The organism is Stenotrophomonas nitritireducens, from assembly GCF_001431425.1.
Lineage (GTDB): Bacteria > Pseudomonadota > Gammaproteobacteria > Xanthomonadales > Xanthomonadaceae > Stenotrophomonas > Stenotrophomonas nitritireducens.
In genome coordinates this window covers 141,760-165,303 of the sequence record NZ_LDJG01000005.1, presented here as the reverse complement: position 1 = coordinate 165,303, position 23,544 = coordinate 141,760, and the positions used below count along the sequence as shown (strand labels likewise).

General features: G+C 67.8%; 17 protein-coding genes. 12 read left to right on the top strand and 5 right to left on the bottom strand.

The features are described from left to right. Positions 1 to 99 precede the first annotated feature (99 nt). From ABB22_RS04515 to ABB22_RS04485, 7 genes are all read left to right on the top strand, one after another. A complete protein-coding gene (locus tag ABB22_RS04515; RefSeq protein ID WP_055770782.1) occupies positions 100 to 1,098 on the top strand; it encodes a carbohydrate kinase family protein in 999 nt (332 codons plus the stop codon). 40 nt (positions 1,099 to 1,138) lie between these two features. Beyond that, positions 1,139 to 2,086: a sigma-70 family RNA polymerase sigma factor gene (locus tag ABB22_RS04510; RefSeq protein ID WP_082443677.1), complete on the top strand. Its 948-nt coding sequence runs from the start codon at positions 1,139 to 1,141 to the stop codon at positions 2,084 to 2,086. A gap of 58 nt (positions 2,087 to 2,144) precedes the next feature. Next, entirely contained in the window at positions 2,145 to 4,697 is a 2,553-nt protein-coding gene (locus ABB22_RS04505) for a TonB-dependent receptor plug domain-containing protein (RefSeq protein ID WP_055770775.1), read from the top strand. A 15-nt stretch (positions 4,698 to 4,712) separates the two neighbouring features. Further along, the gene (locus ABB22_RS04500) at positions 4,713 to 6,743 is read left to right on the top strand and encodes an NAD(P)-binding protein (protein ID WP_055770772.1); all 2,031 of its coding nucleotides are present in this window, start codon (positions 4,713 to 4,715) and stop codon (positions 6,741 to 6,743) included. A gap of 161 nt (positions 6,744 to 6,904) precedes the next feature. Next, complete coding sequence (gene fucP, locus ABB22_RS04495; protein WP_055770769.1) at positions 6,905 to 8,191, top strand: L-fucose:H+ symporter permease; 1,287 nt, start codon at positions 6,905 to 6,907, stop codon at positions 8,189 to 8,191. Positions 8,192 to 8,260: 69 nt separating this feature from the next. Continuing rightward, a complete protein-coding gene (locus ABB22_RS04490; protein WP_055770766.1) occupies positions 8,261 to 9,097 on the top strand; it encodes an aldo/keto reductase in 837 nt (278 codons plus the stop codon). 163 nt (positions 9,098 to 9,260) lie between these two features. Beyond that, positions 9,261 to 9,563 (top strand): putative quinol monooxygenase, encoded by a 303-nt coding sequence (locus ABB22_RS04485; RefSeq protein WP_055770763.1) that lies wholly within the window; start codon positions 9,261 to 9,263, stop codon positions 9,561 to 9,563. A gap of 36 nt (positions 9,564 to 9,599) precedes the next feature. Here the strand turns inward: ABB22_RS04485 and ABB22_RS04480 are convergent, their stop codons facing one another. Continuing rightward, a complete protein-coding gene (locus ABB22_RS04480) occupies positions 9,600 to 11,795 on the bottom strand; it encodes a primosomal protein N' (protein WP_055770761.1) in 2,196 nt (731 codons plus the stop codon). Between the two features lie 484 nt (positions 11,796 to 12,279). Between ABB22_RS04480 and ABB22_RS18070 the strand changes: the two genes are divergently transcribed. From ABB22_RS18070 to sppA, 4 genes are all read left to right on the top strand, one after another. Then, positions 12,280 to 13,293: a hypothetical protein gene (locus tag ABB22_RS18070; RefSeq protein WP_425477783.1), complete on the top strand. Its 1,014-nt coding sequence runs from the start codon at positions 12,280 to 12,282 to the stop codon at positions 13,291 to 13,293. Then, positions 13,280 to 13,846 carry a DUF3106 domain-containing protein gene (locus ABB22_RS04470; protein WP_055770755.1) on the top strand — a complete coding sequence of 189 codons (567 nt, stop codon included), beginning with the start codon at positions 13,280 to 13,282 and terminating at the stop codon, positions 13,844 to 13,846. The genes ABB22_RS18070 and ABB22_RS04470 overlap by 14 nt, the downstream gene beginning before the upstream one ends. Positions 13,847 to 14,009: 163 nt before the next feature. Beyond that, complete coding sequence (locus ABB22_RS04465; protein ID WP_055770751.1) at positions 14,010 to 15,374, top strand: MATE family efflux transporter; 1,365 nt, start codon at positions 14,010 to 14,012, stop codon at positions 15,372 to 15,374. A 69-nt stretch (positions 15,375 to 15,443) separates the two neighbouring features. Next, positions 15,444 to 17,351 carry a signal peptide peptidase SppA gene (sppA, locus tag ABB22_RS04460; RefSeq protein ID WP_055770748.1) on the top strand — a complete coding sequence of 636 codons (1,908 nt, stop codon included), beginning with the start codon at positions 15,444 to 15,446 and terminating at the stop codon, positions 17,349 to 17,351. A 164-nt stretch (positions 17,352 to 17,515) separates the two neighbouring features. Here the strand turns inward: sppA and ABB22_RS04455 are convergent, their stop codons facing one another. Next, entirely contained in the window at positions 17,516 to 17,737 is a 222-nt protein-coding gene (locus ABB22_RS04455; protein ID WP_055770745.1) for a hypothetical protein, read from the bottom strand. Positions 17,738 to 18,412: 675 nt separating this feature from the next. On the opposite strand from ABB22_RS04455, the gene ABB22_RS04450 reads away from it, so the two are divergent. Then, complete coding sequence (locus tag ABB22_RS04450; protein WP_055770741.1) at positions 18,413 to 19,186, top strand: SDR family oxidoreductase; 774 nt, start codon at positions 18,413 to 18,415, stop codon at positions 19,184 to 19,186. Between the two features lie 48 nt (positions 19,187 to 19,234). Here the strand turns inward: ABB22_RS04450 and ABB22_RS04445 are convergent, their stop codons facing one another. The 3 genes from ABB22_RS04445 to ABB22_RS04435 all read right to left on the bottom strand — a co-directional run bounded on the left by ABB22_RS04445 (position 19,235) and on the right by ABB22_RS04435 (position 23,386). After that, positions 19,235 to 19,930 carry a hypothetical protein gene (locus tag ABB22_RS04445; protein ID WP_055771023.1) on the bottom strand — a complete coding sequence of 232 codons (696 nt, stop codon included), beginning with the start codon at positions 19,928 to 19,930 and terminating at the stop codon, positions 19,235 to 19,237. A 275-nt stretch (positions 19,931 to 20,205) separates the two neighbouring features. Then, positions 20,206 to 20,766: an L-threonylcarbamoyladenylate synthase type 1 TsaC gene (gene tsaC / locus ABB22_RS04440; protein ID WP_055770739.1), complete on the bottom strand. Its 561-nt coding sequence runs from the start codon at positions 20,764 to 20,766 to the stop codon at positions 20,206 to 20,208. 124 nt (positions 20,767 to 20,890) lie between these two features. Then, positions 20,891 to 23,386 (bottom strand): DNA topoisomerase I, encoded by a 2,496-nt coding sequence (locus ABB22_RS04435; protein ID WP_055770736.1) that lies wholly within the window; start codon positions 23,384 to 23,386, stop codon positions 20,891 to 20,893. Positions 23,387 to 23,544: the final 158 nt, after the last annotated feature.

Here is a 23,544-nt window from a genome sequence, read left to right as displayed (position 1 = left end):
GTCCATTCCCATCCTGTCCATGCTCCAGCCAGTCTCGTGGTGCCCGTCGCGAGTGGCAGCGCTGCTGGCCTCGAAATGGGCCGGGGAGGCTGACACCTGATGGGCAAGATTGTTTGTTTCGGCGAAATTTTGATCGATCTATTGGCGCAGCCACCGGCTTCGCCGCAGGCGCCGCGCGCTTTCCTGCAATACGCTGGCGGCGCACCGGCCAATGTCGCGGTGGCCGCAGCCAGGCTGGGCGCGCGCAGCCACTTCGCGGGCATGTTGGGCTGCGACATGTTCGGTGACTTTCTCGCCGACAGCCTGGCCGAGTCCGGCGTCAACACCGACTGCATCGTTCGCACCAGTGCGGCCAAGACCGCGTTGGCGTTCGTCGCGCTGGACGGCGCGGGCGAACGCAGTTTCAGTTTCTACCGCCCGCCTGCAGCCGATCTGCTGTTCCGGGCCGAACACTTCCAGCCTGCCTGTTTCGATGGCACTGGCTGCTTCCATGTCTGTTCCAACAGCCTGACTGAGCCGAGCATCGCCGAAACGACGTTCGCTGGCATGGATCGCGCGCGCGCCGCCGGTGCGGTGGTCAGCCTCGATCTCAATCTGCGCCCGATGCTGTGGCCGGCGCAGGTCGACCCGACGCCATGGCTGTGGCAGGCGCTGGAGCAGGCCGATCTCGTCAAGCTCTCGCGCGAGGAACTGGACTACCTTGCCAGGCCGTTCGGAAGTGATGGCCGCGCACAGGTGTTGCACCGCCTGCTGGCTGCGCGGGCGCGCTGGGTCATCGTCACTGATGGCGCCGCGCCATTGCACTGGCATACCCGCAACGCCCATGGCGAAGTGCCCGGTTTCCGGGTGTTGCCGGTCGATACCACGGCGGCCGGCGATGCCTTCGTGGGCGGCGTGCTCCATGGCCTGGCCGAACGCGGCGGGACGGGGGGCGCGTTCGATGCGTTCTGCCGGGACCATGACGCAATCGTCGCCACCTTGCGCTTCGGCGCGGCGGTTGGCGCGCTGGCCGTCACCCGGAAAGGTGCGTTTGCCGCCATGCCAACGCTGGAGGAAGTGCAACGACTTCTTCAGGAACAGCCCGGTCAAGTCAGCTAAGCAGGCATGGCCGTGCAGGGAGCCGAAGCGCGCGGCAAGAATGAAAAAGGTGTATCGGAAGTTGTGGATTCCGTTCCGCCGAGGATCGTTGTCTAGCAGTGAAAGCAGCCGTTCTGGCTGGCCGGCACCACCGGCTCCATACCTTCTCAATGAACACGAGGTGGCGACAATGGCGGTACGAGTGATCGCGCGAGCAGGCATCGGAAGCCTCCGACACGAGGGCACGGAAGCGGTCATCGAAGCGCCATTGCATGCGCGACGCACACACTGGCTGGCCGGTCATGTCCTGCCCCATGAGTCGGCGCTGCGGCGCCGGCTGCGCTCGCAGGTGCCGACGGGACTCGAGGTGGATGACGTCGTGCAGGAAGCCTATGCGCTAATCGCCGCGCAGGAGCGGGTAGAGCAAATTCTCGAGCGGCGCGCCTATCTGTTTACTGTGGCGCGCTCGGTGGTGTTCAAGCATTTCAGGCGTTCGTGTTTTATTTCAATCGATACAAATTCCGGTGTTTCGCGCGAACACCACGAGCTCACTCTTGAACGTCACGCAGGAGCAAGCCAGGAATTGCGCCGGCTCGCATGGATGATCGATGGATTGCCTCCTCGCTGCGGACAGGCATTCGTGATGTGCCGGGTCGAACAACTGCCGCAGTACGAAGTCGCTCGGCGCATGGGAATTTCCAGGAGCTCGGTGGAGAAGCATCTAGCCCGGGCGTCGTCCCTGCTGATGGAAACGATGGCCCAGGCCAACCGGCCGCCGGCATGCGCCGCGACAGCGCGCGCCGACGAATTCCCGCAATCCGTGCGGATGTTCCCTCCGGTGCCGCGAAAGTGCCCCGTCCCGCTGCGGGGAGCGAGGGCGGGCCGTTCGCCCAGGAGCGCCGCGCGCGCTTCCGCCTTCGGCAAAGGCATGGCGCCGTTCTTGGAAGAATGCGGCGATGCCATGCACGTGATGCAGCACTCCCCCTCCTTCCCTCGTCATGCCGGATAGCCGAAGCCGCATCGACCGATCTCCCGACCACCGCCTTCCCTGGCACAGGAGCAAGCCCATGAATCGCAACGCCCGTTTCGTACGCAACGCCTTGGCTGTTTCCCTGGGGTACGCCCTGGCAATGACGGTGCCGGCCGCCGTCGCACAGCAACACGATGGCGCCGGATCCGCGAACGACCCGCAGGCCAAGAAGCTGGATACCATTCTCGTTACCGGATCGCGCAACAGCACGCGCACGGTCGAGAACAGTTCCACGCCCATCGATCTGGTCAGTGCCGAGGAGTTGGCCGCGACCGGCAAGGGCGACCTGTTGCAAGCGCTGCTGACCAAGCTGCCCTCGCTGAGCCTGCAGACCTACGGCGGCGGTCTGGATTACCAGGTGCGCGGCGCCATGCTGCGCAACCTCTCGCCTGGCTACACGCTGGTGCTGGTCAATGGCAAGCGCCGCAATGTCAGCGCCTACACCAGCGACACCAGCTTCCCCGGCCACAACTATACCGATCTGTCACTGATCCCCATGGCCGCGGTAGATCACATCGAGGTGTTGCGCGATGGCGCGGCGGCGATTTATGGCTCCGATGCCATCGCCGGCGTGGTCAACATCATCCTCAAGTCCGCGGCCAGTGGAGGCGAGCTCTCGGTCGAGGGAGGCAGCAGCTTCGCCGGCAACGGCACCCGCGCCAAGTACGGCGCCAATCTGGGTCTGCCACTCGGCAGCACGGGTTTCGTCAACCTCTCGCTGAACTACACCGATCAGCATGAAGCGACACGGGTACGACCCTTCCGCGACAGCTACCGGGTGTATCCGGCGATAGGCGCCAACGGAGAGTTGACCAAGCTGTGCACCTACAACAGCCTCTGCACGGGCACCGTTGCCAATCCGGCCGAAGCGGGACATGAGGTCAGGGACTATGCCTACAGCATCCCGCAGTACACCTTGAAGTCCGCCGCGTACAACCTTGAGTACGGCCTGGGCGAAGCGCTGACGCTGTATTCGTTCGCCACATTCAGCGACCGCCGTATCAGTTCACGCCAGAACACGCGCACACCGTATACCGCTTGGAGCAGCAATCTCGGTCTATTCAAGAACGTATACCCCGATGGGTTCACCCCCGATGCGGTCGGCAAGGAGCAGGACTACACCGGCGTGCTTGGCCTGAAGGGAGCGGTGGGCACCTGGGATTGGGACCTGAGCGCCACGCGCAGCCGCGACGACTACAAGGTCTATACCCATAACTCGGCCAACTATTCACTCGACTATCCGGGCGGCGCCACCGATGTGTATTCGGGCAAGCTCGATTACACGCAGACCGTGGTGAACCTGGACCTTCGCCATGGTTTCGAGACCGAGGCGTTCGTCTCGCCCGTGGACTTCAGTGCCGGGCTGGAATACCAGAGCGAGGCGTACACTCGCGGCGCTGGTGAACGGGCCTCGTGGTACGGCCAGGGCATTACCGCCTACACCGGTTATCTGCCTGCCGATGCATCGCATGGAACGCGCCATGGCTGGGCAGGTTATGCCGGCGCCTCGGCCAATGTCACCAAGCGCTGGTACCTTGACTTTGCCGGGCGCTACGAGGACCACTCCGATTTCGGCAGCGTATCCACCGGCCGCCTGAGCACGCGCTTCGACTTCACCGACGCCGTCGCGATTCGCGCCACCGTCAGCAATGGCTTCCACGCGCCATCGCTTGCGGCGCAGAACTTTCAGCTGACTTCGGATACGGCCACGCAACGCTGGATCAATGCCCGCGCCAGTTCGCCGCTCGCCATGTCGCTGGGATCCACGCCACTCAAGCCGGAGAAATCCACCAACTACAGCGTCGGCCTTACGTTCGCGCCGGTCGACAACGTGCATCTGGCGATCGACGCCTACCAGATTGACATCCGCGACCAGCTGGGCATGTCCAACTATGTAGGCTATGACCCAACCAATCCGGCGCGGGTGGTCGACTACAGCGGCAACGTGCTCAACGCGCAGCAGGTCGCCACCATCGACGCGCTGCTTGCCGGTGCAGGCTATTCGGTCAGTCCGGACAAGGGCCTGTTCGTCAGCTACCTGCGCAGCGTGGGCGATACCCGCACCCGCGGCGTCGAATTCACCGCCGATGGCGGCATCCCCACCGATTACGGAATGTGGACGTGGAACTACGCCATCAATGCGGTCCAGACCGACATTACGCGCCGTGAACAGGTGTCGCCAATCCTGTCCAGCCTGCCCAACGTGCAACTGCTCACCGAGGCCAGCGAGTACAACCTGCGCTACCGTTCGCCGCGCTACACGCAGGTGGCCGGCATCAACTGGGCGCGCAGTGGTTGGAATCTCGGAATGAATTTCACCCATTACGGCCCGATCAAGCGCCTGGCCAACAACTACAAGTACACGATCGATCCGAAGCTGATCACCTCGTTGTCCGGCAGCTACGATTTCGGCAACGGATTCAGTGTGACTGCCGGCGTGGACAACGTCTTCGACAAGCGCACCAGCAAGCTGCCGGAGGCGGCGATGAGCGCCAGCAACAAGGCAACCTACCAGTGGATGTATGACTCACTGGATTCGATCAGCGCCCTGGGCGGTTACTACTACGCCCGCATCGACTACCGCTTCTGAGGCCGGGGAACCCGAATGACGCGCAACAGGCACGAACAACTGGGCATGCTCGACAGCATCGAGCGCCGCGATTTCATCAACGGCGTTCTCAAGACCTCGCTGGCAGTGGCCGCCTCCGGCGTCGCGCCGGACGTGCTGGCCGCCGCAGCGGGGATGCCGCTGTCCGGAACGACGGGTGTGGCAGGTGTGGCCGGACGCGGCATGCCCGCGTCCGCGCAGGGGCCATATCCGCCAGCGCTGACCGGCATGCGCGGCAGTGGCTATCCGAAGGCTTTCGAGGCCGGCCATGCACTGCGTGACGGCTCGCTGCAGATCGACCCCACGCAGGTGCACGATACTGGCGAGCAATACGACCTCATCGTAGTGGGTGGTGGCATCAGCGGCCTGGCTGCGGCCTTGTACTACGCGCGCGACAGCGGCGGCCAGGCGCATACCCTGGTATTGGACAACCACGACGACTTCGGCGGTCACGCAAAGCGCAACGAGTTCAATTTCGGCAAGCGCACCGTCATTTCCAATGCAGGCACCTTCAACATATCGCCCGGTAGCGATAACGCGCGTGAGTTCATGCGCTCAATCGGAATCGAAGACATCGCCCGGCTCAACCAGGACAACCAGGACACGTTCTTTTACCACCGCCATGGCATGGGCCAGTCGGTGTACTACGACAAGGAGACCTTCGGTCGCGATGCGTTGATGGACGATCCGGCTCCCTGGATCGAATTCGTCGCGTTGCACGATCCAAATACGCCACCCGACCAGGCGCGACGTTGGGCGGATTTCCTTGCCGGGGCGCCAATGAGCGAGCAGGCGCGCAAGGACGTATACCGGCTCCATGCCGGCCGCATCGATTACCTGCCGGGGCTGGCGCCTGTTGAACGCGTGCGCAAGCTGCGCGCGATCACCTACCGCGACTTCCTGCTGGATGTCGCCAAGGTCGACCCGATGGTCGTTACCTATCTGCGCGACCGCACCTTCGGCAGTGCGCGCGGGCTATCCGGAATGTCGGCGATGGCGGCGCGTCGGCGTGGGCTGCCCGGCTTCCTGGGTATGGAACTGGGTACGGATAATCCACTACCCGCAAGCGCCCTGGGCGTGCCGCCGGCGACCACCCACAAAGCTGTCGCCAACTACCACTTCCCCGATGGCAACGCGACCATCGCCCGCCTGATCGTGCGTCAGTTGATTCCCGCTGCGCTGCCCGGCAGGACCCTGGAGGATTCGATCCTGCAGCGCGCCGACTACTCGAGGCTGGACCTTCCCGACAACCACAACCGCATCCGCCTGGACAGCACCGTGGTGCAGGTGGCCAATACCGCCGACGGAGTGCAGGTGACCTATTTCCGGGACGGCAAGTTGCAGCGCGTCCGCGCCCGCCATTGCGTGCTGGCCTGCTGGCACCACGTCATCCCGTACATATGCCCGGAACTGCCTGAGTGGCAGAAGGAAGCATTGCGCTACCAGGTGCATGCGGCCAACCTTTGGGTCAATGTCTGGCTGAACAACTGGCAGGCCTTCAAGAAGGCAGGCACCTGCTTCATCAACGCGCCCAACGGCTATTACTCGCAGATCCTGCTCGAGTGTCCGGTAGACATCGGCGGCTACGTGCGCTCAGCCTCGCCCGATGAGCCGACCGTATTGACCATGCTGCGGGTGTTCGAGACGCCCGGTATCCCGGTCAAGGATCAGTACCGCGTCGCCCGCGCCGAGATGTACGCCACTGATTTCGAAACCTATGAGCTGAACGTGCGCGAGCAGCTCACCCGCATGCTCGGTCCGCATGGCTTCGACGCGCGCCGCGACATCGCAGGGATCACCGTTAATCGCTGGGGCCATGGTTATTCGTACATGTACTCCTCGGTGTTCGACGATTTCCTCGAACGTGGCGAGCAACCGCCGCACGAGCGGGCACGAATGCCTTACGGCAACATCGCCATTGCCAACTGCGACGCGGCCGCGCGGGATACCACGCCTGATTCCATCGACCAAGCTCATCGCGCCGTCTGCGAGCTACGCCTGAATCTGCGCAACAGCGTCAATTTCTGAAGAGGCGCCAGCTGATCCAACGGCCATCGCAGTGCAGGGTCGCGCATGAACCCGCCCGCTGCACCGCGATGGTCCTGCTTCAGCCGCCGCTGGACCCGCGACGCCCACCGGGGAACCGGAAAAAATTGCCCATGAATGGCCCTAACCGGGGAGTGCACCGCATGCAGCACAGTGAAAAAACCGCAACCGCAGCGGGAGGCATGGCGCGCGCGCTCCTGTTGCCGCTGGCGCTGATCATCGCGCTGTTCTTCTTCTGGGGCGCGGCAGCCAGCCTCAACGACATCCTGATAAAGCAGTTCAAGAAGGCTTTCGAACTGAGCGACCTGCAGGCTGGGCTTGTACAGAGCGCCTTCTACCTGGGCTATTTCATCTTCGCGCTGCCGGCGGCCATGTTCATGCGGCGCTACAGCTACAAGGCGGCGGTGGTGCTCGGGCTGCTGCTGTATGCGGCCGGCGCTTTCCTGTTCTACCCGGCGGCGCAAGTGCACACCTATGGTTTCTTCCTGCTGGCACTGTTCGTTATCGCCAGTGGACTGGCGTTCCTCGAGACATCGGCCAACTCGCTGGTGATCGCGCTTGGGCCTGCGCAGGGCGCGGCGCGCCGGCTCAATCTGGCGCAGGCGTTCAATCCACTGGGGGCGATGACCGGGGTGATGATCGGCTCGCATTTTATTTTTTCCGGGGTCGAATACAGTGCCCAGGACCTGGCGGCGATGGCGCCGGTTGCGCGCCAGACCTATTTCGCTGCCGAGTCGGCGGCTGTGCAAGTGCCCTACGTAGTGATTGGTCTGGTCGTGGTGGTGTGGGCGATGATGATCGCGATGGTGAAGTTCCCGGTTCCGCCCGAGCAGCCGGCGGCGGCCAAGGCCAGCAGCCTCTCGCACCTGGGCGGACTGCTGCGTACCCGTGGCTTCATGTTCGCGGTGGTTGCGCAGTTCTTCTATGTCGGAGCGCAGGTCGGGATCTGGAGTTACCTGATCCGCTACTTCCAGGACGTGGTGCCCAATACTCCGGAAAAGACTGCCGCCGGCTTCCTTACCTTGTCGCTGGTACTGTTCATGGCCGGGCGCTTCCTGGGTTCGCTGGCATTGCGCAGGGTAGGTGCGACGCAGTTGCTGGCTACGTTCGCGTTTCTGGACCTGGTGTTGTGTGTGGTCGCGGTGGTCCTGCCCGGCCGCATCGGTCTGTATGCCCTGGTGATCGCCAGTCTTTTCATGTCGGTAATGTTTCCAACCATCTTCGTGCTCGGGCTTGAGGGCTTGGACGAGGATCGCCGCAAGCTCGGTGCGTCGATGATGGTAATGGCCATCATCGGCGGTGGTCTGCTGACTGCACTGATGGGCTGGGTGTCCGACATGGCCGGCATCCACTGGGCCATCGCTGTGCCGGCCGCCTGCTTCCTGGTCATTCTGGCCTTCGCCTTGCGCGCGTCACGTGCCGCTGCCTGACGCGCGCTGCCGCCCGCTCTGCTTCATCGTTGCCCAGCCCTGCACAGGGCGTTCTTAAAAGGAGATTCCATGAAGATCATTCCCTCGCTTCCACTCAACGACGGCCATCGCATTCCGCAGATTGGACTGGGGGTGTGGCAGGTTCCGGCTGGGGACACTGCGCGTGTCGTTGGCACCGCGTTCGAACTGGGCTATCGCCACGTCGATGGTGCCGCCGCCTACGGCAACGAGGAGGGCATCGGTCATGCGATCCAGGCTTCGAGCGTAGCGCGCGAGGAATTGTTCATCACCACCAAGCTGCGCAATCCCGATCAGGGCTACGATTCGGCGCTAAGGGCGCTCGACGCCAGCCTCGCCAGGATGGGGCTGGATCGGGTCGATCTGTACCTGATCCATTGGCCGTGCCCGCGCCATGACCGCTTCGTCGACAGTTGGAAGGCACTGGTGCAGGCGCGCGCGGATGGCAAAGTGCGGTCGATCGGCGTATCCAACTTCCGCGCGCAGGATATCGACCGCATCATCGACGCCACCGGCGTGGTCCCGGCAGTCAATCAGATCGAACTGCACCCTCTGCTGCAGCAGGCCGGGCTGCAGCAGCAGGCACGCGCCCAAGGCATCGTTACCCAGGCGTGGAGCCCGCTCGCCCACGGCGGCGAGCTGTTGGCGCACCCCGTCCTGCAGACGATCGCCGGCAAGCATGGGCGGACGGTCGCCCAGGTGGTCCTGCGCTGGCACATGCAGTCGGGCAGGGTGGCCATCCCCAAATCGGTGACGCCGGCGCGAATGGCCGAGAACGCGACAGTGTTCGATTTCGCCCTGGATGAGGACGACATGGCGCAGATCGGACGCATCGACGCAGGCAGGCGCTTGGGCCCGGACCCTGCTGACTTCGAGGATATGAGCTGATCTGATCGTAGTGGCTACGGCCCGCGGCCGTCCTGCGGCGGGCCGTGGTGCTGGTGCCGTCGGCACGACGCGCAGCCAGCCGCTGCACGGTCCCGGCTTGCCCGTGCGGTGGTACCTGCCGCCGTATCGCCCCCGTTTCCAATGCCTGGGATGAAATCACGCGATGACCGTAACTGACCCCGTCATTCTCTATGCCACATTCACCGCTACGCAAGGCAATGCCGCGCAGGTGGCCATGCTGTTGAGCGATTACGCCTGCGAAGTCCGCAAGGAGCCCGGTAACCTGCGATTCGAGGCTTTGCACAGGGCAGAGCTTCCGGAGTCGTTTTTCGTGTTCGAAGAGTACGCCGACGAAACAGCGTTCCAGGCACACCTGAACGCCCCCTACGGCGCGCTTTTCAATGCGGCGCTGACGGCATTGATCGTCGAACCGCATTCGGTACTCACGTTGCTGCGGAGGCTATGAGCCGCGACGCCCCCTGACTGCCGCCGGCGGGTGAATTCAGTAGAGGTCCACCGGGTCCACGTCCAGCGACCAGCGCACGCGTCGCGCCTGCGGCAGTGCGTATATCTGTGGCACCAGCGCATCGAGCAGGCCGTGCAGCGCACGCCGCTGCGTGGCCGACAGCAGCAGCTGCGTGCGCTGGAAGCCGGCGCGGCGCGGCATCGGTGCGGGCATCGGGCCGTAGCGTTCGACCGGGCTGTCGGCGGGCATGGCGTGCTTCACCGCTGCCAGGAATTCATTCGCCTGTTCGACCTGCTTGGCTTCTGCACGCAGCAGCGCCAGATGCGCGAACGGCGGGAAGCCGGCGGCCTCGCGCTGCGCCAGTTCGGCATCGGCGAAGGCGTGGTAGCCGCCGTTGACCAGGGTGTGCAGCAGCGCATTGTCCGGGTGATGAGTCTGCAGCCAGACCTCGCCGGGGCGGTCGGCGCGGCCGGCGCGGCCGGCGACCTGGATCAGCTGCTGGGCCAGCTTCTCGCTGGCGCGGAAGTCGGCGGAGAACAGGCCTTCGTCGATACCGACCACCACCACCAGGGTCAGCCGCGGCAGGTCGTGGCCCTTGGCCAGGATCTGCGTGCCGACCAGGATGCCGGGCTGCTCGCCCAGCGCGGCCAGAGTCTGTTCCAGCGCGTCGCGCCGCGCGGTGGTGCCGCGGTCGATGCGCAGCACCGGGAAATCGGGAAACAGCTGCAGCAGCCGCTCTTCCAGCCGCTCCGTGCCGATGCCCTGCGGCTGCAGCGCCAGGCTGCCGCAGTCCGGGCAGGCCAGCGGCACCGGCGCGCGCGCGCCGCAGTGGTGGCATTGCAGGCGGCGCCCGGCGCCGTGCACGGTCATCGGCGTGGCGTGCAGCGGCGTGCTGCAGCGCCGGCACGGCGCGGTCCAGCCGCAGTCGTGGCACAGCAGCACCGGCGCGTAGCCGCGGCGGTTCTTGAACACCAGCACCTGGTTGCCGGCGCGCAGGTGCTGTTCGATGCCCGCCAGCACTTCCGGCGACAGGCCGTCCTGCAGCGGCCGCTTGCGCACGTCGAACACCCGCACCGCCGGCGGCCGCGCGTCGCCGGCGCGCTGCTGCAGGCGCAGGTGGGTGTAGCGGCCGGCACGCGCGTTGTGCAGCGATTCCAGCGAGGGCGTGGCGCTGCCCAGCACCACCGGTATGTCCAGCGCCTTGCCGCGCACCAGGGCGAAATCGCGGGCGTGGTAGCGGATGCCATCCTGCTGCTTGTAGCTGCCGTCGTGCTCCTCGTCGACGATCAGCAGCCCGGCCTGCGGCAGCGGCGTGAACACCGCCGAACGGGTGCCGACGATCACCCGCGCTTCGCCGCGGGAAGCGGCCGCCCATACCCGCGCGCGCTCGTTGTCGTTCAGGCCCGAATGCAGCGCGTGCACCGCGATGCCAAGGCGGGCGCGGAAGCGCGCCAGCATCTGCGGGGTCAGGCCGATCTCCGGTACCAGCACCAGCGCCTGCCGGCCCTGCGCCAGGCAATGGGCGATGGCCTGCAGGTAGACCTCGGTCTTGCCGCTGCCGGTGACGCCATCGAGCAGGAAGGGCTGGAAGCCGTCGGCCGCGGTGATCGCCTCGATCGCCACCTGCTGCTGCGGGTTCGGCTCGGGGCCGGGAAGCGGATGGGCCGCCGGGATCGCCGCCGCCATCGCCACGCGCTGCGCGAAGCCGCGCTTGAGCAGGGCGCGGCCGGCCTCGCGCCAGCCGTCCATGCGTGCGGCCAGGACCTCCTCGGCCAGAGTGCCGTCGCCCAGCAGTTCGGCCAGGCGTCGCGGGCGGGTGCCATCGCGCAGCCGTGACCGGCCCTCGTGACCGGCCACGGTCAACTCCCAGCCCCAGCCATGGGTATCGGGCAGGGGGTCGCCCCGGCGCAGTGGCGCCGGCAGCGCGGTGGCGATCACCTCGCCCAGCGGCGCATGGGTATAGCGCGCCAGCCAGCGCAGCGAGGCGTGCAGCTCCCCGCCCAGCAGCGGCGGGCCGTCCAGCCACTGGAGGGCTTCCCGCAGCGTCGCCGGGTCGTCCGCCGTGCCGATGCTCTCGACCATGCCGACCAGTTCGCGGTTGCCGAACGGAACCCTGACCCGGCGCCCGGTATCGCCGGCGCCCGGGTCCGGGCTGCCGGGCGGAGGCAGGTAATCGAAGGTCTGCGGCAACGGGACCGGCAGTGCGATGCGCAGGGTGGGGCAGGTGGGCATGGGCGGCAGTGTAGGTGCCGGTCGCCGGCCGGCACACCCCCCGGGGGCCGCCGGAACCGGTCGGGAAACCGGTCCGCCGCATGCCGCCTACTTGCGTGCGCTTGTTCGCGCCGGAAGCATAAACACCGCGTAAACGCAGGCCGGGCTTGGAGATTTGGGCTTATCCACACAACTTGTGGATAACTCTGTGCATCAGCGTTGTGCTCCACGCGCCCAGGGCGGTGGTGGAAGCCTTTCCCTCAACTTGGTCAAAAAATAGCCATACGATCAAGTCTTTTAAAATCAACAACTTGTTCGTGAAACAAAAGCGAAATATGGGTGCCCGCCGGAAATCGCGGCCGATTGCAGGCAGGCTATTGACGCTGTGCACAAGTTGCGGCATGGAGCGTCCGGGAGAGCGTCAAGACGGCGTGCAGGCCGGCTGCCGGGACTATCTGCGGGGCCCGACGCGCTGGGTATCATTCCCGGCGATGAAGGAGTCCAACTGATGGCTGCACCCGCCTCTCCAACACCGGCCGCAGCCAGTGCCCTGTCCGCTTTCCTGAAAGGCGTCGAACGACGCGCCCTGGTCGTCGCGGGCCTGCAGAGCGGCGACGAGGATGCCGCCGGCCGTGCCGTGGCGGCTGCCATGCGCGCCTTCGCCGGCCCGGCCGCGGGCATGCCGATGGCCGACTGGCCCGCCCGTTTCTGGACCCTGCTGTGCGGCAACCCGCAAATGCGGGCGCCATCCACGAACGGGTACTGGCCGCCCGCGTTGGCCCATCTTCAGGACCTGGCCCCGGCCGAGCGGCTGGCGCTGCTGCTGCGTATCGGCGGCGGGCTGGATGAAGATGCCGCCTCGGCGGTCCTCGGGGTGACGCCGGAGGCATACCGGCATGCGTTGGCTGGCGCCTGCCCGCTGGACGCGCAGGGCCATCCGGACGCGACGGCATGGCGCGGGCTGGCCGAACAGGTGCAGGCGCAGGTGCGCGATCTCCCGCCGGGCCGCGTGCAGCAGCTGGAACAGCTGCGCGGGGCGATGGCGGCCGGGGCCGCGCCGGCCCGCCAGGCGCCCGCGGCGCCACGGATCGAAGCCGATGCCCGCGTTGCCCGCCCGCCGCGCCGTACCGCAACGCGCTGGCGCTGGCGGACCTGGCTGCTGCTGTGCCTGCCCCTGGTGCTGCTTGCGGTGGTCGCGGCCTGGTGGTGGCAGGAGCACCGGCCGGCGTTGCCCGGCGCGGCCGCGCCAGCCGCCGAGGGCGCGGTTTCGGACAATGGCCCGGTGCAGGTGGAGGCCTTGCCGGCCGACGATCCTCCCGCCGCGCCTGCCAGCGGCGACAGCCGTGCCGCGGATGATGCGGCGATGCTGGCCGATCCGGAGCTGGCGCTGGCGCAGGACGCCGATTTCCACGCCTGGTATGCGGCCGGCGGCCCGGTGCCGGTGGACGAATCGCAGGCGCGCCCCGGTCGCGCCGAACCGGCCGGCACCGCCCTGGAGACGGTCGATGCGGAGGATTGAGCGCCTGTTGCCGGTATTGCTGGTGCTGCTGCCGGCCGCACCGTCGCTGGCGATGCCCGCCGCCATGCCGCCGCCGGCCGCGCACGCGGCCGGTGCCATGCCGGACCCGCGATCGCACTGGTCGGCGCTGGCGCCGGCCCAGCAGCGCGAACTGCGCGCGCGCTATGCGGCGTGGCGCGCGCTGCCCGAGTCCGAGCGCCAGCGCGTGCGCCGGGCCGCGGCCGACATGGCGGCACTGCCGGCGGCCGAGCGCGAGGCGCTGCGCGACCGTTTCCTCGGTCTGGACCGCCTGCATCGCGATGGCTGGCGGCTGGGCCCGCAGCTGGGCGCGCAGTACCCCAAGCTGCAGCCGTTGCTGGGCTATCTGCCGGAACACCAGCGCGAGCCGATGCTGGCGCTGCTGCGCCAGCTCGATGCCGCGCAGCTGGCGCAACTGGGCGTGCTGTCGCAGCGCACGCCGCCGCAGGAGCGCGACGCGCTGCGCGACCAGCTGCTGGCCGTGCCAGCCGCAGGCCGCGCCGACTGGCTGCGGCAGAAGACCGAAACCCGGTGACGCGCCGCGCATCCGCCCAGCGCCTGGTCGCGCCGGGCGGGGCGATGCCCTGCGCGGCCGGGACGCCTTTCACGCATCTTCATCCGCTGCCTTTACAATGCGCGGCTCCCGCGACCCGGCAACAGCGCGTCCCGCGCCGGCCGCAGTCCGCGTTCCTCCCCGTATGCCCACCCTCTCCGCCACGCCGCGCTTCCGCCAGGAAGTGCGCGCCACCGGGTTGCTTGCCCTGCCCCTGGTCCTGGGCCATGTCTCTACCGGCCTGATCGCTTTCGTCGACAACACCATCGCCGGCCACCACGGCACCGATACCTTCGCCGCGGTCAGCATCGGCACCGCCCTGCTGTGGCTGCCGATGCTGGTGCCGATCGGCACCCTGATCTCGCTGACCGCTTCGGTGTCGCAGTTGAATGGCGCCGGCCGCGAGCGCGACATCGGCCCGCTGTTCCGCCAGGCGCTGTGGCTGGGCGTGGGCCTGAGCGTGCTGATGTTCGCCTTCCTCAGCGTGGTGCCGGCGTTCCTGCCGGCCTTCGGCATCGCCCCGGATATCGTGCCCGGAGCCACCGGCTTCCTGCACGCGATCCGCTGGGGCGTGCCGGCGCTGACGCTGTACTTCTGCATGCGCTACCTGAGCGAAGGCATGCACTGGACGCTGCCGACCATGCTGCTCGGCTTCGGCGGGCTGCTGGTGCTGGGGCCACTGGGCTATGCGCTGTGCAACGGCAGGTTCGGTTTCCCCGAACTGGGTGCCGAAGGCCTGGGCATCGCCTCGTCGGTGACGATGTGGCTGCAGGCGCTGTGCTTCGCCGCCTACCTGTGGAAGACCCGGCGCTTCGCCCACCTGCAGCTGTTCGGGCATTTCGAACCGCCGCGCTGGCGCGCGATCTGGGACCTGCTGCGTACCGGCCTGCCGATCGGCGTCACCGTGCTGATGGAGGGCGGTCTTTTCATCATCACCGCGCTGCTGATCGGCCGCATCGGCGCGGTCGAGGCCAGTGCGCACCAGATCGCGATCAACGTCGCCCAGCTGTGCTTCATGATCCCGATGGGCGTGGCCGAGGCCACCACCGTGCGCGTCGGCCACGCCGTGGGCAGCAACGATCCGCTGGGCGTGCGCCGCGCCACCTGGGCCGGCTACGCCATCGTGCTGGTCACCCAGATGCTGTCGATCACCGTGCTGCTGCTGGGCCACGACGCGGTGGTGCGGCTGTATACCGACGACCTGGCCGTGGCGGCGCTGGCCTCCACCCTGCTGCTGTACGCGGCCACCTTCCAGTTCCCCGACGGCATCCAGGTGCTTTCGGCCGGCGCGCTGCGCGGGCTCAAGGACACCCGCGTGCCGATGTTCATCGCCATGTTCGCGTACTGGGGCGTGGGCATGCCGCTCGGCGCCGGGCTCGGCCTCGGCCTGGGCTGGGGACCGCAGGGCATGTGGGTCGGCCTGATCATGGGCCTGACCGCCGCCGCCGTGCTGATGGGCTGGCGCCTGCGGGTCAGCAGCCAGCGCCTGTTCCATCCTGCGGCACCCTGACTTGAAGCCCATGCCGGCCTTGCCGATCATGGGTATCCTGCGTTGCAACAAGCCCCTTCCGGAGCATCCATGAACCCCCCACCGCTGCCCCGCCGCAACCCCATCGCCAGCTTCTTCGTCGGGCTGTGGGACGTCATGAACTTCACCCGGCGGTTGATCCTCAACCTGCTGTTCTTCGGCCTGTTGTTCCTGCTGCTGATCGTGTTCCTGGTGGCGATGGGCAAGGGCGCCTCGTCGGCCAAGGTGCTGCAGGACCGCACCACCCTGGTCATCGCCCCGGAAGGCCGGCTGGTCGAGCAGTACAGCACCGATCCGGTCAGCCGCGCGCTGGCCAAGATGGTGGGCGACAACAACGCCGAGGAACTCCAGCTGCGCGACCTGGTCCGCGCGATCGAAGCCGCGCGCGACGACAAGAAGATCGAGCGCGTGGTGCTGGAGCTGGACAAGCTGCAGCCATCGGGTTTCGCCTCGATGCGCGAGGTAGCCGTGGCGCTGCAGGAACTGCGCGCCTCCGGCAAGCAGCTGGTCGCCTTCAGCGAAAACATGAGCCAGTCGCAGTACCTGCTGGCCGCGCAGGCCGATGAGGTCTATCTCGATCCGATGGGCAGCCTGCTGCTGGAGGGCCTGGGGCGTTATCGCCAGTACTTCCGCAGCGGCCTGCAGGACAAGCTGGGCGTGGACGTGCACCTGTTCAAGGTGGGCGAATACAAGTCCGCCGCCGAGCCCTACGTGCTCGATGCCGCCTCGCCGCAGGCCAAGGAAGCCGACCTGTTCTGGATGAACGACGTGTGGCAGCGCTACCTGGGCGACATCGCCAGTGCGCGCAAGCTCGACGCCGCGCAGCTGGCCGCCGGCATCGACACCCTGCCCGAGGGCATCGCCGCCGCCGGCGGCGACCTGGCGCGCTTCGCCCTGCAGCAGAAGCTGGTGGACGGGCTGAAAACCCGCGAGGAAGTGGAAGCGCTGCTCACCGACCGCGGCGTGGCCGACAACGATGCCGATGGCGGATTCCGCCAGATCGCGCTGGGCGACTACCTGACCCAGATCGATGCGCACCGTTCGCCGATCGACAATCGTCCGCAGGTGGCGGTGGTGGTGGCCGAAGGCGAGATCGCCGGCGGCGACCTGCCTGCCGGCCGCGTTGGCGGCGTCTCCACCTCGGCGCTGCTGCGTGCCGCGCGCGACGACGACGACGTCAAGGCCGTCGTGCTGCGCGTGGACTCACCGGGCGGTGAGGTGTTCGCCTCCGAGCAGATCCGCCGCGAGGTGGACGCGCTCAAGGCCGCCGGCAAGCCGGTGGTGGTGTCGATGGGCGACATGGCCGCCTCCGGCGGCTACTGGATCAGCATGAACGCCGACCGCATCTATGCCGACGAATCGACCATCACCGGCTCGATCGGCATCTTCGGCATGATCCCCAACTTCGCCCGCAGCCTGGACAAGATCGGCGTGCACACCGACGGCGTGGGCACCACCCGCTTCGCCGGCGCGTTCGACGTCACCCGGCCGATGGACCCGGCGGTAGGCCGCGTGATCCAGTCGGTCATCGACAAGGGTTACGCCGACTTCACCGGCAAGGTGGCGCAGGCGCGCGACCGCAACGTGGACGCCATCGACGAAGTGGCGCGCGGCCGCGTATGGAGCGGCGCGCAGGCCAAGGAGCGCGGGCTGGTGGACGAGTTCGGTGGGCTGAAGGCCGCGGTGGCCGACGCCGCCACGCGCGCCAAACTCGGCGCGCAGGACAAGTACCGCGTGCGTTACATCGAAAAAGCGGCCACGCCGTTCGCGCAGTTCATGACCGGCTTCGCCGGCAGCCGCGCCGGCGCCTGGATGCTGTCCGATTCCGGCCTGGCGCGGATGATGCTGGCGCGCACGATGCCGGAGATGGACACCCAGCTGCGCTTCGTCGAGGACGCGGTGAAGGACCGCAACGGCGCGCCGGTGAAGGCGCTGGCCTACTGCTTCTGCGGGCTGTGATGGCCGCCGCCACGTGACCTGGCAACGCCGCCCTCGGGCGGCGTTGTCATATGCGGGCGCGCCCTTCCAGGGGCAATGGGCTTTCCCGTCTGGTCTCCGCGCGCGGATCCGCCGGCCGTTGCCGCGGGAGCCGCGCAGGGCTCGTTGCACACCCGGACGCGCTGCTACGGGGCGGCGTCCGCCGCCTGCATGGCTTTCTGCTCCGCCTTGGCCGCTTCTTCGGTCGCGGCTGTGGCGGCCTTGGCGTCGGCCAGCGGTTGCGCGATGGCCTCGCGCATCGCCGCGGCCTGCGGATCGGGCCGGCGCTCGGTCTCCGGCGGCTGCGGATTGCTGCAACCGGCCAGCAGGACCAGGGTCGAGGGCAACAGGCAATGACGGATATCCATCGGCACGCTCCTGTGGAAGCTGGCGACATCCTGACACATCGCCATGAAGGGAGGCGTGCGCGCCCGACGACGTTCGGTTCCGCCGTATCGGCCGGAACGCCACGTCCAACAGCGGCAGGTGCCGGCCTCAACCGTCGCCATCGCCGAGGGTGATAACGCTGTCGCCCTGTCGCCCTGTCGCCCTGTCGCCCTGTCGCCCTGTCGCCAGGGGGCCTCGCGCTCCGGCACCAAGAATCGTCGAGCAGATCCTGCTGCCGTGATGGCGTTCCATGGCGGGCCGTCATCACAGCCAGCACCGCATCGCAGGTCGTCAGCGCCTCCGTCGGCGGCAGGTCGCGGCGTACGGGGCCGGGCGTCAGCTGCGACAACCGGTCGTCGCGCTCGTACGCGCGCGCGGCGAACCGAAGACCATCGGGATGCAGGCCGTCGCGGCTCACGCGCTCCTCATCGCTTCCCGCAGGGGGTGCGGTCCGGACGGCAAGCCCGCATCCGGCACCGCCGCCATTACCTTTCCGCCGTCATGCCGGCCCTCACGCCGGCGAACAGTGCCTGCGCCCGTGCGGCTTCGCTCCGGCACGGCGGCAGGGCCAGGGCGAACGCCGGGGTGTCCGGTCGAGACGGCCGGAGGGATCATCGGCATGGGCCGGTCGTGGGGTCGGCGGTATGCTACGGCGCATGAACACTAACCGCTGGCGGCTGGACGGACAGACCGCATTGATCACCGGCGCCAGCGCCGGCATCGGCCTGGCGATCGCGCGCGAACTGCTCGGTTTCGGCGCCGACCTGCTGATGGTGGCGCGCGACGCCGATGCGCTGGCGCAGGTGCGCGACGACCTGGCCGACGAATTCCCCGGCCGCCAGATCCATGGCCTGTCCGCCGATGTCGCCGACGACGAGGACCGCCACGCGATCCTGGACTGGGCCGAGGACCATGGCGGACTGAACCTGCTGGTCAACAACGCCGGCGGCAACATCACCCGGCCGGCCAACGACTACAGCGAAGACGAATGGCGCGGCATCTTCGAGACCAATCTGTTCTCCGCGTTCGAACTGTCGCGCCATGCCTACCCGCTGCTCACGCGCCACGCCGCGTCGGCCATCGTCAACGTCGGCAGCGTTTCCGGCATCACCCACGTGCGCAGCGGCGTGGTCTACGGCATGACCAAGGCGGCGCTGCAGCAGATGACCCGCAACCTGGCCTGCGAATGGGCCGAGGATGGCATCCGCGTGAATTCGGTTGCGCCTTGGTACATCCGCACCCGCCGCACCTCCGGACCGCTGTCGGACGCGGATTACTACGACGAAGTGATCGCGCGCACGCCGATGCGCCGCATCGGCGAGCCGGAGGAAGTCGCCGCCGCGGTCGGCTTCCTGTGCCTGCCGGCATCGAGCTACGTCACCGGTGAATGCATCGCGGTGGACGGCGGTTTCCTGCGCTACGGGTTCTGAGGCCCGGCTCCGCGGGCGGCCGCACCGGCGGCCGGACGCCTGTTGGCCTCAATGGCCGCCGCAATCCCGTTCCAGTCGCGCCTCGATGCCGCGCTGCTCGCGGGTGAGCGCCTGGCGCTCGCTCTGCAGGGCGCTGTTGTAGCGGCGCACCAGTTCCCAGCGGCGGTCGCGCAGGCGTGCGCAGACTTCCGGCTGCGGCAGCGGGTGGCAGGCATCGCGGACCCAGGTGCCGGTGGCGACCGCAGGCCCGCCCCGATGGGGCCGCGGATGGTCGTGGCCGGGTCGCCCGCTCTGGATGGCGACCGTGCCGGAACCGAGGCTGACGCTGCCTGAAACGCTGCCGCCCATGGTCACGGGCGGGTAATGGCCGTCGACCCACAGCGGCACCCAGCGCGGGTTGCCCACGCCGTCGTCGCTGGTATAGCGCCCGCCATCCGGAGCGATGCATTCGTAAAGCGGTTGCGGCGGCTGCACGGTGACGATGCGGATCTCGCGCTCGGCCGGCATGGCCGGGGCTGGCATGGAGGGCGCCGGCGCCGACCCGGGAGGCGGATCCTGCGGACGCTGCATGTCCAGCACCTGCTGGCGGTGTCCGTCGCCGCAGGGGGCGTCCTGCAGCGCGACCGCGCCGCTGCTCGCCACGCAGCGATAGATGCGCACGCTGCCGGTGGGCACCGGCTCGGCGGCCGGCACCGCGGCGGCCAGCAGGGCGAGGGACCCGGGCAGGAGCAGGCGGAGGCGCATGCCGCCATGTTGCCGCATATGGCCGATGGCGCAAGCCTCCGGGCGGTGTCGGGCCAAGGGGATATGCCGCAGGGACCACCCCGGCCGGGCGCGTGCCGGGCGGGGGCGCGCGTGCGGCGATGCGGAAGCCGGGCCGGCAACGGGCCACCCGCGGTGGCGATCGTGCCGCGGTTTGCGCCTGGACGGCGGCCGCTCCGCCGGCATCGATCAGCCGGGGCAGGCCATGCGGTGGTGGCGCGCGGCGATGCGGCCTCGCCACCGGCATTCCTGCCGGCTCAGTCGCGCAGCACCTGTCCGGTGGCGGCGATGCGGATGCGGGTGGGCTGGGCCAGGCCGCCGGTGGCGCCGGCGAGCAGGCCATCAAGTCGAGCGAGCAGGACCGGGTCGAGCTGGCCGCGGTCGCGGGCGGGGGGCTGGCCGGCAAGGTTGGCGCTGGTCGAGACCAGCGGACCGCCCCAGGCCTGGCACAGGGCGCATACCAGCGGATGCGCGCTGACCCGCACGGCGATGCCGTCATGTTCGCCGGTGATCCAGCGCGGGGCGAGCGGGCCGGCCGGGACGATCCAGGTATTGGCGCCGGGCCAGCTGTCGAGGACGGCCTGCCGGCGGCCGCCGGCCAGCGCGTCGAGCCGCACCCATCCCTCCAGCTGCGCTGTTGCCGCGGCGACCAGGATCATGCCCTTCTCGACTGGACGCTGCTTGAGCGCCAGCAGCTTCATGACGGCCGCTTCGTTGGAAGGGTCGCAGCCCAGCCCCCAGACCGCTTCGGTCGGGTAGGCGATGACGCCACCGGCGCGCAGCGCGGGAATGGCGGTCTGCAGATCGAGTTCAGGCATGGTCGGCACCGTTTGGGGCGAAGTACAAGGTACGCAGGCGCGGGTGGAACGCATAGCAGCAGGCCGCCCGGTGGGCGGCCTGCTGCGGGAGTGCCGATTATCCTCCTGCCGGTGCGGCAGGGGGTCAGAACGGCGGTGCGTCGTCGGCCTGCGTGGCCTTTTTCACCACGGTCTTCTTGGCCGCCGTCTTGCCGGCCGCCTTCTTCACCACCTTCTTGGCCGGCGCCTTCTTGGCGGCCGTCTTCTTCGGCGCAGCTTCCTTCTTCACCGCTGCCTTTTTCACCGCCGTCTTCTTGGCCGCGGCCTTCTTCGCGCCGAAGCCCTTGCGCGCCGGCTTGCCGGTTTCGGCCATCAGTTGCTGCACTTCGGCCAGGGTCAACGAGGCCGGCTCGCGGTCCTTCGGAATCTTGCCGTTGAGGGTGCCGTCGCTGATGTACGGGCCGAAGCGGCCATTGAGCACCTGGATGTCCGAGCCCTCGAACTCCTTGATGATGCGGTTGCGCGCGATCTCTTCCTTCTCCTCGATCAGGAAGACGGCGCGGGCCAGGTCGATCTTGTACGGGTCGTCTTCTTTCTTCAGCGAGGCATAGGTGCTGCCGCGCTTGGCGAACGGGCCGAAGCGGCCGATGCCCACGCTCACTTCCTCGCCGTTGGCGTCGGCGCCGAGCTTGCGCGGCATGTCGAAGAGCTTCAGCGCGTCGTTCAGCGAGATCGAATAGATGCTCTGGCCGGGCTGCAGCGAGGCGAACTTGGGCTTTTCCTCGTCTTCCACGGTGCCGATCTGCACCATCGGGCCGAAGCGGCCGATGCGCGCGCTCACTTCCTTGCCGCTCGCCGGGTCGGTGCCGAGCACGCGCGCGCTGCCGGCGTCGGTGCGGTCCAGCGACTCGCTCTTGTCGCTGACCAGCTCCTTGAACGGGCCCCAGAAACGCTCCATCAGCGGCACCCACTCCTCCTCGCCGCGCGACACCGCGTCCAGCTCGTCCTCGAGCTTGGCGGTGAAGTCGTAGTCGACGTAGCGGGTGAAGTGGCTGGACAGGAACTTGCTGACCGCGCGGCCCACGTCGGTCGGCTTGAAGCTGCGGCCTTCCATCTCGGTGTACTTGCGGAACAGCAGGGTCTGGATGATCGAGGCGTAGGTCGAGGGACGGCCGATGCCGTATTCCTCCAGCGCCTTGACCAGCGCCGCTTCGGTAAAGCGCGGCGGCGGCTGGGTGAAGTGCTGGTCGGCGGCGATGCGTTCCAGCGGCACGTTGTCGCCGGGCTTCATCGTCGGCAGCTTGCGGCCTTCGTCCTCGTCTTCCGCATTCTTGCTGTCCTTGCCTTCTTCGTAGACGGCGAGGAAGCCCGGCACCACCACGGTGGTGCCGCTGGCGCGGAACACATGCTCGCTGCCGGCGGAAAGATCGACGCTGACGGTGTTGAGCGTGGCCGGGATCATCTGGCAGGCCACCGCGCGCTTCCAGATCAGCTCGTACAGCCTGCGCTCGTCGTCGGACAGGAACGACGCCACCTGCGCCGGCGTGCGCAGCGCCGAAGTGGGGCGAACCGCTTCGTGCGCTTCCTGCGCGTTCTTGCTCTTGGTGGTGTAGGTATTGGGCTTGTCCGGCAGCGAGGCGGTGCCGTAGTCGCGGGCGATCACGTCGCGGATCTCGACCAGCGCGTCCTGCGACAGGTTCACCGAGTCGGTACGCATGTAGGAGATCAGGCCGACCGTGCCTTCCTCGCCGATCGCCACGCCTTCGTACAGCTTCTGCGCCACCTGCATGGTCTTGCGCGTGGTGAAGCCGAGCTTGCGCGAGGCCTCCTGCTGCAGGGTGGAGGTGGTGAACGGCGGCGCCGGGCGGCGCTTGCGCTCCTTGCTGGCGACGTCGGTGACGTGCAGGCGGCCCTGCGCGGCCTGCTGGATGCGCAGGCGAGCGGCTTCGGCGGTGTCGCCGTCGGTGATGGTGAACTGTTCGAACTTCTGCCCGTCCAGCTTGATCAGCTTGGCCGAGAAATGCTGGGTCGGGTGCGCGCAGTCGGCCTCGATGGACCAGTATTCGCGCGCCTTGAATGCCTCGATCTCTTCCTCGCGCTCGACGATCATGCGCAGCGCCGGGCTCTGCACGCGGCCGGCGGACAGGCCGCGCTGCACCTTGCGCCACAGCACCGGGGAAAGGTTGAAGCCGACCAGGTAATCAAGCGCCCGGCGTGCCTGCTGGGCATCGACCAGGTCGTCGGCGATGGCGCGCGGCTGGTTCATCGCCTCCTTGATCGCGCGCGGCGTGATCTCGGTGAAGACCACGCGCTGCATCGATTTGTCCTTGAGCAGTCCACGCTCCTTCAGGATTTCCGCGATGTGCCAGCTGATCGCCTCGCCCTCGCGGTCCGGGTCGGTCGCCAGATAGATGTCGTCGGCGCTCTTGGCGGCCTTGGCGATGGCCTCGACATGCTTCTCGTTCTTCTCGATCAGGTCGTAGCGCATGGCGAAGCCATGGTCCGGATCGACCGCGCCTTCCTTCGGCACCAGGTCGCGCACATGCCCATACGAGGCCAGGACGGTGAAGTCCTTGCCGAGGTATTTGTTGATCGTCTTGGCCTTGGCGGGCGATTCGACGATGAGCAGGTGCTTGGGCATGTCAGTGGATTCTTGCGGGGGAGGGCTGGGCCCGGTGGGGGCGCTAGGGTGGCGCAAACGCGCCCGTTAGTGAAGCCGCGGCGGCCGATCCGCATATGCCGACGCCCGGGCAGGACCCGGGCGTTCAGCTTTTCTTGTCCAGAGAAATCACGGAGAGG